The organism is Wolbachia endosymbiont of Pentidionis agamae (assembly GCF_036711655.1).
In the GTDB taxonomy this organism is placed as follows: Bacteria; Pseudomonadota; Alphaproteobacteria; order Rickettsiales; family Anaplasmataceae; genus JAZHPY01.
This window is the reverse complement of sequence record NZ_JAZHPY010000031.1, coordinates 1-11351: the sequence shown is the minus strand read 5'-3', so window position 1 is coordinate 11351 and position 11351 is coordinate 1. Positions and strand designations below refer to the sequence as shown.

At 29.5% G+C, this 11351-nt stretch carries 14 protein-coding genes and 1 tRNA gene; all 15 read right to left on the bottom strand.

From position 1 onward, the window contains the following. Positions 1-378: hypothetical protein (locus tag V6U76_RS02665; RefSeq protein ID WP_333023475.1), on the bottom strand; the 378-nt coding region annotated here is incomplete at its 3' end. A gap of 107 nt (positions 379-485) precedes the next feature. Beyond that, a tRNA-Glu gene (locus V6U76_RS02660) sits at positions 486-557 on the bottom strand. 24 nt (positions 558-581) lie between these two features. Beyond that, entirely contained in the window at positions 582-1769 is a 1188-nt protein-coding gene (locus V6U76_RS02655) for a multidrug effflux MFS transporter (RefSeq protein WP_458695393.1), read from the bottom strand. 134 nt (positions 1770-1903) lie between these two features. After that, on the bottom strand, positions 1904-2656 hold the full coding sequence (locus V6U76_RS02650) for an inositol monophosphatase family protein (protein WP_333023474.1): 753 nt from the start codon (positions 2654-2656) through the stop codon (positions 1904-1906). A gap of 2 nt (positions 2657-2658) precedes the next feature. After that, positions 2659-3225, bottom strand: coding sequence for an elongation factor P (gene efp / locus V6U76_RS02645; protein ID WP_333023473.1), 567 nt, complete (start codon positions 3223-3225; stop codon positions 2659-2661). Positions 3226-3280: 55 nt separating this feature from the next. Next, a complete protein-coding gene (locus tag V6U76_RS02640) occupies positions 3281-3475 on the bottom strand; it encodes a hypothetical protein (RefSeq protein ID WP_333023472.1) in 195 nt (64 codons plus the stop codon). A 66-nt stretch (positions 3476-3541) separates the two neighbouring features. Continuing rightward, complete coding sequence (locus tag V6U76_RS02635) at positions 3542-4852, bottom strand: hypothetical protein (protein WP_333023471.1); 1311 nt, start codon at positions 4850-4852, stop codon at positions 3542-3544. Positions 4853-4906: 54 nt separating this feature from the next. Further along, positions 4907-5635 carry a DNA repair protein RecO gene (gene recO / locus V6U76_RS02630; RefSeq protein ID WP_333023470.1) on the bottom strand — a complete coding sequence of 243 codons (729 nt, stop codon included), beginning with the start codon at positions 5633-5635 and terminating at the stop codon, positions 4907-4909. A 353-nt stretch (positions 5636-5988) separates the two neighbouring features. Further along, positions 5989-6756, bottom strand: a complete 768-nt coding sequence (locus tag V6U76_RS02625) for a hypothetical protein (RefSeq protein WP_333023469.1) — start codon at positions 6754-6756, stop codon at positions 5989-5991. 200 nt (positions 6757-6956) lie between these two features. After that, positions 6957-8159, bottom strand: coding sequence for a dicarboxylate/amino acid:cation symporter (locus V6U76_RS02620; RefSeq protein WP_333023468.1), 1203 nt, complete (start codon positions 8157-8159; stop codon positions 6957-6959). Then, positions 8152-8796 carry an adenylate kinase family protein gene (locus V6U76_RS02615; RefSeq protein WP_333023467.1) on the bottom strand — a complete coding sequence of 215 codons (645 nt, stop codon included), beginning with the start codon at positions 8794-8796 and terminating at the stop codon, positions 8152-8154. The genes V6U76_RS02620 and V6U76_RS02615 overlap by 8 nt, the downstream gene beginning before the upstream one ends. Further along, positions 8793-10109 (bottom strand): preprotein translocase subunit SecY, encoded by a 1317-nt coding sequence (secY, locus tag V6U76_RS02610; RefSeq protein WP_333023466.1) that lies wholly within the window; start codon positions 10107-10109, stop codon positions 8793-8795. Before secY ends, V6U76_RS02615 begins: the two co-directional genes overlap by 4 nt. Before the next feature lie 8 nt (positions 10110-10117). Then, a complete protein-coding gene (gene rplO / locus V6U76_RS02605) occupies positions 10118-10576 on the bottom strand; it encodes a 50S ribosomal protein L15 (protein WP_333023465.1) in 459 nt (152 codons plus the stop codon). A gap of 4 nt (positions 10577-10580) precedes the next feature. Then, the gene (gene rpsE, locus V6U76_RS02600; protein WP_333023476.1) at positions 10581-11105 is read right to left on the bottom strand and encodes a 30S ribosomal protein S5; all 525 of its coding nucleotides are present in this window, start codon (positions 11103-11105) and stop codon (positions 10581-10583) included. Between the two features lies 1 nt (position 11106). Continuing rightward, positions 11107-11351 (bottom strand): 50S ribosomal protein L18 (locus V6U76_RS02595; protein ID WP_333023464.1); only part of this gene is annotated, 245 nt, incomplete at its 5' end.

Here is an 11351-nt window from a genome sequence, read left to right as displayed (position 1 = left end):
TTCAGAGATTTTGGATGTTCCACATGACTTCATTTCTACATCTCGTACAGATTGAGTTCTTTTCAAAGTAACTGATGTTTCCTTAAAAATATCACCTTTTGTAATCACACGCCGTCTATAAAGACCTGATACGCTACTATCATTCATTATACTTCTACTTCTTTCTGGATACTTCTCTATATTTGATAAAGCTGCTTTACTTCTAATAAGCTCACACTTATCATGACTTTTTAAGCTAGAACTGATTATAAATTGAGCTGCTTCAAAATGTTTTTCAATATTCTCCAAAGCTTCAGGATTCTCTAGAAGATCAACTTTATCTCCACCTTCTAAAATAGAGTCCACTAAAAATATTTTAATATCTCTGTAACTTACCATATTACTTAAATCGTAACATATAAAGCTTTAATTATAACATAACTAATAAAAAAAAGTCAAGCTAATTAAGCACAATAATACTGAACTTTAAGAAATATACACTAAAGTGACTCTTACGGGATTTGAACCCGTGTTACCACCGTGAAAGGGTGATGTCCTAACCACTAGACGAAAGAGTCATCATTGAATTATATTATTATAAATTAAGTAGTCAAAGTTATTTTTTCTAAACGTATATAAATTATAATTGCTACTATTGAACATAAAATTGTTAATACAAGATTCGGTAAAATTCCGTAATCTAGAAATCTTCCTACAAAATATGTTCCTACAGCACCACACATCATATCTGCAAAAAAAATAAATGCACTGCCAAGACCAGTATCTTTTATAGCCTCTAACGCGTGAGTAACATTATTACTGATTATAAAAGCGAGACCAATATTACCAGGAATCCATAAAACCTGCAAAATAACAATGCTAAGTTTATCTATAAAATAGATATACATCAATAATCCGTCCGATAATAAAGGCAATAACAGACCTATAATCAACATTTTATTTACCCCTACTCTCGATACATACCTAGCATTTACTATTGTTCCAACTATAAAAAACATTACTATTACTGAAATCAGATGACCAAAATATCTAACATCTATCCCCATCTTTTTAAAGATAAAAGGATAATTAACAACGTACGCCCATAACCACGTGAAAGTTAATGCTTGAATTGTAGCAAACCCAAGAAACCTGCGATTTTTAAACATTAGCGTGTATTGCTTAATTATTTTGATAGCTAATCCTTTTGCATTAAGTGGTTTATGATCTAATATTAATGTTTCTTCTAGCTTAAAATAAACTAAGGCAAGCGTTGTAAAAGCTGCAAGAGACATAATAATAAATAAATTATTCCAGTGGTAACCAGAAGATATTATATAACTACCGATAATAGGTGCAACACCTGGTGAAAGTGCAACAACCATGTTTAGTTTTGAAATTACTCTTGTGTATTCACTTCCAGAATATATATCCTTTATGGCTGCATAACCAATAACGCCTGCAACTCCAGATCCTATACCTTGCATAAAACGTACTAAAATTAAAAGTGTAATATTATCGACCATACAACACAGTAAACTTGCAGTAGTAAAGATTGCCATTCCAAGTAGCATTATTGGACGTCTACCGTAATGGTCAGATAGTGGGCCATAAACTAATCCAGAAATAGCAAGTCCAGCCAGATTGAAAGTAATTGTGTACTGAGCTAAACTGGCATGCACTTGAAAATACTCAGCAATACTTGGCATTGCTACAGAGTATAAATCCGTCGACATATCAGCTACTGCCACCACTAATATCATAATCAGTGGTACTATACCAATACACATGTGACTGTACTAAACATGCTTTTTTTATATTGTAAAAATCTATTATAATAACAGTATACTATTCTTATAATTTTGTTCATATTTAAATTTGAGTTTTTATACAAATTCTGCTTTATACTTATTTATGAATAATTTTAACAAGCAGTATTTTTATTTATTTCAGATACTAACAATTGATGTAATGCAGAATTGCCAGCAACAACTAACCCATTTTTTTCAGTTACTTTACCATATCCGCTTTCTTGAAGGAATAACCTGCCCATCAAGACTTTGTATTTATGAATATTTGAATATAATATAATATCAAATCTTCCAAGCGCAAGATACATAAAACCAAGCATTATTGACCCGAAAATACGTAAATTAAAGTTATGAGACAGTAAATTACTTAATAAATTCCAATCTATATTATAACAATCTATAATACAACTACTTAACCTCTGTTTACTTCCAATTCTCATTTTAATAAACCTCGAAGAACTATCTAAAAAAGCACCCTTGCCTTCTTCTGCCCAGAAAGTCTCTTTTAATGCTGGAATATCAACTACAGCTGCCACAGCTTTATTTTTATAAATCAAACACACTGATATGGCAAAACATACAATTGATTTTTCAAAATTTTCCTTACCATCTATTGGTAAAAGAAACCAAGAATAATCGCTGTTTATTTCACTCTCAGCATCTCCTTCAAAAACAAAATTGCTATCATTTTTATAATTATATAATCCATCACGTATAATTTTTGCAGATCGTGAATAAGCTGATTCGATAAAGCTACTTGACTTAAGCTGTGAAACCTGTAACTCATTGAAATCACGAATTAAAGCATTAGACGCCTTACGCACACATTGTAACATTACACTAATCCTTGGTGATATAATAGACACTATTATTCCTTTGCCCTTTCATAATATGAATGATCAGGAGTATAAATTACAATTTTATCATCTGCTTTCACAAATTGCGGCACATTAACACGCATACCATTATCTAGAATGGCTGGCTTATATGAAGCAGTAACAGTTTGACCCTTAATTACATTTTCAGTTTCCTTTACAGTAAGGGTAACATAATCAGGCACAGAGACAAAGATAACTTTCCCTCGATAAGTTTGTACTTTAAGTTTCATATTATCTTGTAAGTACACTTTTCTTTCTCCAAGCAAATCTACGCTAAGAACAATTTGCTCATAGCTAACATTGTTCATAATGTGCAAAAGATTACCATCAGTAAAAAGATAAATATATTCTTCTTCATCTAAAATTGCACGCCTTATAGGTACTTCAGAACGAAATCTTTCATAATGTTTCGCACCAGTCTTAATATTTTTCATTTCAACTTGTACGTAAGCACCACCTTTACCTGGCTGTGTGTGCATTGTATTTAAAACTAAGAATAACTCCTTATTATGCTCCAATACTTGTCCGACTTTAATATTATTAGCTCTTTCTGCCATTATTTTTTATTTTTATTATCTAGCATTTAAATATAAATAACAAGCTCTATCATTTTTATTTTTTAACATTTAAAAAGTAATTTCTATATTTCGAAAATATTCTACCTAAAAATAGACAAGAATTGCGGTTAGAAGTGAGAAAAATATCAAGAACAGAAAGCATCATTATCGATAAACTACTATATTTTGGTACTATTTTTGCCTTACTTGTCATTTGCCCAAGATAACCATTACTACCCTTCCATTCCATAGTGCAACTTTCTTCTGTTACATTCCGACATTTTTAGCAAGACACTTTAAAACCCTATACACATCTTTAAATAGTTTTGCTTATTGCTCTTCCCTCTATCAATTGATTTACTTGTACATTATTAAGATTTGAAGAAAGCTTTTCTGTTATGTTACAACCTTCTTGTTTAAAGTTTATAATTTCACTTAGGTTGAAGTAAAGATCTTTACCATCTTTTTGAGCAACAGCAATCTTTACTTGTGTATTTGTTTCTATTTCTTCGCGAGATAGTTTTTGATCATTCTTAAGGATAAGTGTGCCTACTATAATACATAATGTAATACTATAATTCTTCTCTCCTATCTGCCAATTTAAAATGATTTGCAGTGAGCCACTTAAAACTCTATAGTGCCTAACTCCTTCTTCATTGACAAAGCCATCAATTCTAAATTTTTTATCAACATCAGATATATCAAATCTTGAAATTCCATTTTGTTTACAAAAATCAGATTTTAAAAATTCACTTACTGTGATTTCTCCATCATCACTTTTTAACTTAATCTTAGCATAGTTCTTATCTTGTAAACATGGCTTTATTGATATTGCATCAATTTTACAATTCTTCAAATAAGGCTTCAATTGTAAAGCAGCTTCTTTTACTAGTTGTAAATTATCAGCAATATATTTCTTTAGCAATTTTATAAATTCTTTTATATTAAAATCTACTGTTTTATCACACTCAGTTGCAGGTGATGGGGATATATCCATATTTTTATTAAATAAACAAATATGCTTAAATAGCTTATATAATAAGAGAACATTAGTATCTTTTAATATCTCTTCAATGTTTTCTAATGCACTTCCTTGATACTTACGAAGATTATCCTTGCCTTCATCCGTATACATATACATGCACTGAATCAGAAGATACCTACAATACATTTCAAGCTGAAAACACTGCTCAATCTGTGAATCACTAGCATTTTTTAAATTTACAATATGTTCAGTAATATTTTTGAAAGAGCTTATAAAACTACCGGGATGCAGTGTTACCTCTACTACATGGAACCACCCATCATTATCGTAACTTTTACTACTTTCATTTTTTTTATGATTCACATAAGCACGGTCATATGTCCAATTTTTGTTTTCTTTATTATAGAAATATTTTGGTCTACCTAACATTGTTAAGCCTTGAAAATTACTACAAAACAAACTGTTTGCTTCTTTAAAAATTTTCAAAATCTCATTCTCATGACTTGAAAATTTTTGAAATTTACTAGGCAGATCAATCGTGATGTCTAAATCATCTAATTGAATATCACTTTGTTCACTATGAGTTGACTTATTTGTGAACGAATTATAAAAATTCTTTAACTTTTGTATAATATTTGCCATAAATAAAAACACTTTTAATTGATATTAAACTTATAATAAAGCTATATATTAATGTCAATATAAATAATTCATCATGAATTTTCTTAATTCAGGAAATGGTATGCCAAGCTGTGAAAATACACACTTATCTAAAAAATAACCCGTAATTTTTAGTCCTAGTTGAAATTCCTCAAGTTTATGAACACAACAAAAATTATTATGGTATGCATTATGTAGCATGCGCGGAAAGGGAAAAATTTTATCTTTATAACGTGTTCCGATATCTTGAGATACTGCCCTACCAGTTCTAGTAGAAATAAATTTTAAATTTTCTGTTGTTCCAGTTACTGCACATTTAGACAAATCCAATTTGAAACCAAGTTCTGTAAGGAGAGTAAGCTCAAGACTCAGATAACAAACTTGCCAAGATTCTGTATTATTTTTTATTACATTAATAAAATATTTGAATTTTTCATATAGAGTTTTATTAGCTTCATTTTCTGGCAAAATATTTTCTAGCATTGATGTAAAAGCTATAATAGCAATATTTTTTAGCTTATCATGAAAAAAATAATGAAATGAGGATTCAATAATTTCACATTTAAAAAATCCTAGGCTTTCCGGCAATTTAGCACCCCATTCCACATCAAGCAAATTATTGACTTGAAATTTATAACTATTACTTTTCGTTAACCTAGTTAATCCTCGACGTTTTCCATAATTCTGCGTAAATAGAGAAACAATTAAGTTTTTATCACCATATTTCCTAGTAGCTATAACAATACCTTCATCTTTCCATCGCATCTTTAATAAAAAGATAACATTTTGAATGCCTTGATAATGTAATCAACAAAAATTTGCAGAAAAACTCTATTGCCAACTAGGAAAAAACAATCAGCAATTCATAAAATACTTTTTATGATATGATTAATTTTAAAATTATGCATTATTTAAAATTATTATACGGTCAAAGTTTCCAAAATTATATCTCTTTCAACACTATCTTTAAGTCAAAAAGGAATAGAGATTTTAACTAGGAATGAAAACAGTAAAAAAAGAACATCTAATAAATATATTTTATGTTGAACAGATAAAAAGGTAATGCATTTCATTGACAACTTGCACTGTTTTCAATCTGTTAATGCGTAGTTGGCTTTCTATTCGTGCTCTATCCCATTTTTATCGAAAGCTTGTACCGTTTTTGGATTTGTTAATTCTGGGCTTACTACCTCGTCTCTATTTTTCAAGTAGTAGTTTTCCAAAGAGTCACTTAAACCACATCCATTTAAGAAAACCTCTTTATTTACTTTTACTAATTCTAAGATCTTATCTTTATCTACAATGCTATCTTTTCCACATTTCAATTCCTTAATAGCACTAATTCCATCTTTATCTACTTCCAAAATCAATGTATAATTTTTATTATTACACAGTAAGCTCCTGCTTATATTCCAGTTAATAGTCATCTCACAAGGTGAATTCGTATTGCTAAAGTCATAATGCCTCTCTTTATTTTTTCTTTCTACCGCAATTTCATTACCTTCACTAAGATGAATATAAAATTTATTATAATCTTTTAGAGCCATGAGCTTGTTAATCTCTATCGGTTTTGGATTATCACTTTTAAGTCTAACATTGAGATTTTTATCTGAAGGTTTGTATGCCAACCATTCCTCACCTAATGAACCTTTTATTTTTTCATTTACTTCCTTGATTATATCAAACCTTTTTCCCATCTCTTTATAATGACCATTATTTAATAACATTAAAAAATCCCATATCAACTTTTTTCCTTCTAATTTCTTTATCATCTGATTTAGATCTCTTTCGGATGTGATAATATTTGAAATTTCTTTCTCAGTATCTTGATTACTTACAATTGGAATCGAATGTAAGTTTATAATCTCATTTGTATTGTCTGGCATTGCATTGACCTAATAATTAATATACTTTATACATTAACATTTTATATTAAAAAGTCAATTGATTAGGTAATTTTTTTAAAAATTTACTTATATATTTTTAAATGATGTTTTTAAATATTTCGACAGCAGCAAGCAATAACTTTATAATTTATGAATAGAAAGTTAATTAAATTGAACGCTATAACTACATTATAGACTTACTACTCAGTATATTCTTTATTAACTATTTGTGTGATACATACATCAGACCAGATATTTATTGCAGTTTCAAGCATATCTATTATTGCATAGAAAGGTAAAATAACACCCATTATATGTAATGGTATGTTCATAGCTATCAAATAGTTAGTTGCCATAAAATAGCATCCCATTGGTATTCCAGCATTTCCTACAGCTGCTAAAGTGGATAAGAATATCCATGCAAACATTTCACAAAAAGTGAAAACATACCCATTTGATTCTGAAACAAACATCACTGTGATTAAAATAAATGAAGCACATGCATTCATATTAATTGTTGTACATACAGGCAAAACAATGGATGAAATTTTCTTTGAAACATTTAAATTCTTTTGCACACAATTTATAGTTGTTGGTAAAGTTCCACTGGAAGATTTAGAAAAGAAACCTATAGTTAATGCAGATAAAACTCCCTTAAAAGTTTGAAAAGATGATATTCCCTTATACCACATTAGTAAGGGTAAAACTAAAAATGCTTGTACGAAATTTGCAAATATAACACAAAAGAGATACCATAAAAGGCCATATAATTGATGATTATCTTTTAAGTCATGTAAAAAACATATGATAAATGCACAAATAGCAACAGGAATAAATTTTAATATATATTGAGTAACTTTCAATAAAGTATCAAAAAGTGCAGAAAATACTTGATGTAAAATCATTTGTTTTTCTTTTTGTAAGGAAAGAACAGAGACGCCAATCAAAAAGGCTATGAACATAGCGCCTATTACATTGTTTTCAAGAAAGATTTTTATGACATTTGATGGAATAAGTGATTTTAAATATGGCAAGTAACTTTGTTTACTTGAATTGTTTTCTACTAAATTATTAGTAACAATATTACTTTTTGCTGGATCTATCAGTAAATAAAAAACTAAAGCAATACTTGCTGCTGTTATTGTAGTGAATAAGGTATAAAAAAGTATTTTTCTAAGCAAAAATTTAACTTCAATTGAATCCTTAAGTCCAGAAAGAACAGAAATAATAGATAGAAAAATTAATGGTAAACTAATCAGTTTTAGTAAATCAATAAATATATCACTTAGTAATCTAGCTATATTAAATATAATATGGCTGCCATGAGATATTACATAATAATCACCCAAGCAATAAGTTATTATCGATAGTAATAGACAAAATGGCAGAGCAAATTTATGCATAATTTGCAATTTTCATTGCAATTTCCTCAGCAATTACATTGATGTTACGATTAGCATCTACAGTAATTAATTTATTCATATAATAATGGCGTAAATCCTGCATTTGCATATGATACTCACTCAATCTATTGTTAATAGCTGCAAGATCCGTATCATCACTCCTCTTTTTTAGATTTTTACTGTGACATTTTATGCATACCAAGCCGCGCTCTTGTAGTAAAGAAAGAGTATATACACTGTTACAATCCATACATATAAGACGGTTAGTCATCCTACTTACAGCAATTTCGTCAGGAATTAGTAATTCAATTGCACAATCTATAGCCCTTCTTTTTACTTTTAGCAGCCACTCCGTTAAAAAATGTGCTTGAGTTAAATTTCTAGGAAAACCATCTAATAAAAAATTATCACCTATTAACTGAAGTTGATCAGATAATAAATTACAGATAATATCATCTGATACTAAATTTCCAGACTCAACAATTTTTTGTATTTTTTTACCAAGATCACCTCCAATTGATATAATCTGCCTCAATAAATTACCTACAGATATAATTGATAAATTATATTCCTTCACTAAAAAAACTGACTGAGTGCCTTTACCAGAACCTGGAGGACCAAATATTAGAATATTCACTTTAATCTTCCTGATTTCGACTCATACTTTTTTATTAAATTATCATATTTATTTGCAAAAATATAGGATTGTACTTGTGAGATTGTTTCAGTAATTACATTAACTATAATTAATAAGCTTGTTCCACTAAAAATGAAAGGCACATTATAATAGTATCTAACTATCTCTGGCACAATACATATCACTGCTAAATAAGCAGATCCTATAAAAGTTAACTTAAAAACTATACCATGCAAGTACTCAGAAGTATGCTTTCCAGGCCTTATACCTGGAATAAAGCCTCCACCTTTTTTCAAGAAATTGGCATTTTCTTGTGGATTAAATATAAAATTAGTGTAAAAAAAATTAAAAAACACTATCAAAATTAAGTAAAAAGTTATATATAACACCTTTCCAGGAGAAAGATAATGCAAAATAAAATCAGAAAATACACTCCCCTTATAAAAATTAGCAACTGTAATAGGAGTGAGTAGCATTGCATTAGCAAAAATAGTTGGTATCACTCCTGATAAATTTATCTTCAGTGGTATATAACTGAAATTATTGCGATTAACCTTATTAAACTGTTTTTTTGGATAATGAATATTAACTTTTCTATATGAATACTCCACATAAATAATTAATATTAATAACAGCAAAAATAGTAAAAAAACAAAAAGAACAACAAGTGCTGATACACCTGCTTTATTTAACTTAAGTAAATGTGATAATCCATTATGCAATTCTGAAATTATTCCTGTAAAAATAATCAAAGAAATTCCATTTCCTATACCATAAGCAGTAATAATTTCACCCAACCATATTAAAAGCATAGTACCACCAACCATACTAAAAACCCCTGTAAGGCGGAAAATAATACCAGGCTCTATAACAACATTATCACCTAACTTTTCTAATCCAATCAACATAGTCATTGCTTGAAAAGCACAAAACACTATGGTCATACAGCGTATATAAAAATTCATACTCTTATGTCCTATGCCTTCGTTGCTTTTCACTTTATCCATCCCTTTAATAGCAACAGAAACTAATTGCATAACTATAGATGCTACTATATAAGGCATAACATTTAAAGCAAGAATAGTCATCCTAGCCAAAGCACCACCAGAGAATAAATTGAATACTCCAAAAATTCCATGACTATCTTGAAAAAAAAGGTCTTTAACAATTTCAAGATTAATTCCAGGAATAGGAATATAAGTGCCTAAGCGATAAAATATTAAGACTATTAATGTAAAAAATATGCGCCTTAATAAATCACCTCTATACAAAGAAATAGAATTTAAATCAGAGAATAAGGTCTTGCTCTTCATTCTGAATATTATAGTAAAATTTCTATACTACCGCCTGCAGAAATAACACTTTTTTTAGCAGAACTTGATACTGAATTAACATAAAAAGCAAAGCTTTCGCTCAACTTACCATTGTTGAGAAGTTTAACCTTACAGTTAGTAGATTTTATCAACTTATATTTATATAATAGGTCTTTATCAATGATGTCACCCTGAGATACCTTGCCAACATTTATTAAATGCTGAATGTCAACTAAATTAATTATAGAATATACATCTTTACACTTAGATTTAAACCCCCTTTTGGGTAATCGAGTATATATTGATTGTTGACCACCCTCAAAACCGTTAATAGACACTCCGCTCCTAGCTTTTTGTCCCTTATGTCCTCTACCAGATGTTTTTCCCTTACCACAACCTATACCCCTACCGAGCAGCTTAGGTTTTTTTCCTTTTAACACACCAGTAAACATAGAATTTAACTTCATGTACTTACCCTTTTTTTCTAATAACTTCACTAATTTTTTTACCTCTCTTATTAGCAACTTGTCTAAGAGAGTACATTTCCCCAAAAGCCTTGAAAACAGCATAAACAAGATTATGAGGATTATTAGATCCAAGAGACTTAGCAACTACATCCTTATATCCCGCAACCACAACAGGAGCTTTTATAGGACCACCAGCAACTATGCCAGTTCCATATTTAGCTAACCTTAAAAGCACTTTACTAGAACGATACTTAACTTTAACATCGTGATATAATGTCCTTCCTTTATTTAAAGGTGCTATAATCATAGACTTTTTAGCAGCATTTATAGCCTTAACTCTTGCTTCAGCAATTTCCGCATGTTTTCCTATACCACAACCCACCCTACTCTTCTCATCACCAACAATAACAAGAACAGAAAATGAAAAATTTTTACCACCCTTTGTAACTTTCGTAACTCTCCTGACAGATACTAAGAGTTGAAGTAAATCCTGATTATTATTCTCTAAACTTTTCATAGATACACCCATCTTAAATCTTAAATCCAGCAACTCTAATAGCGTCAGCAAACTGAGAAACTAAGCCTGTATACCTATTAGAACCACGATCAAATACCAATTGTTCATTAATATTAATGTTAAGAAGACGCTTGATCATTAATAAAGAAACTACTTTTACAGATTCAGCATTTACTCTTCTATTACACTCCTTCTTGACCTCTAAATCAAGAGTAGAAGCTGAAGCATGCGTTAGTTCATTTGAATCATCAATTAATT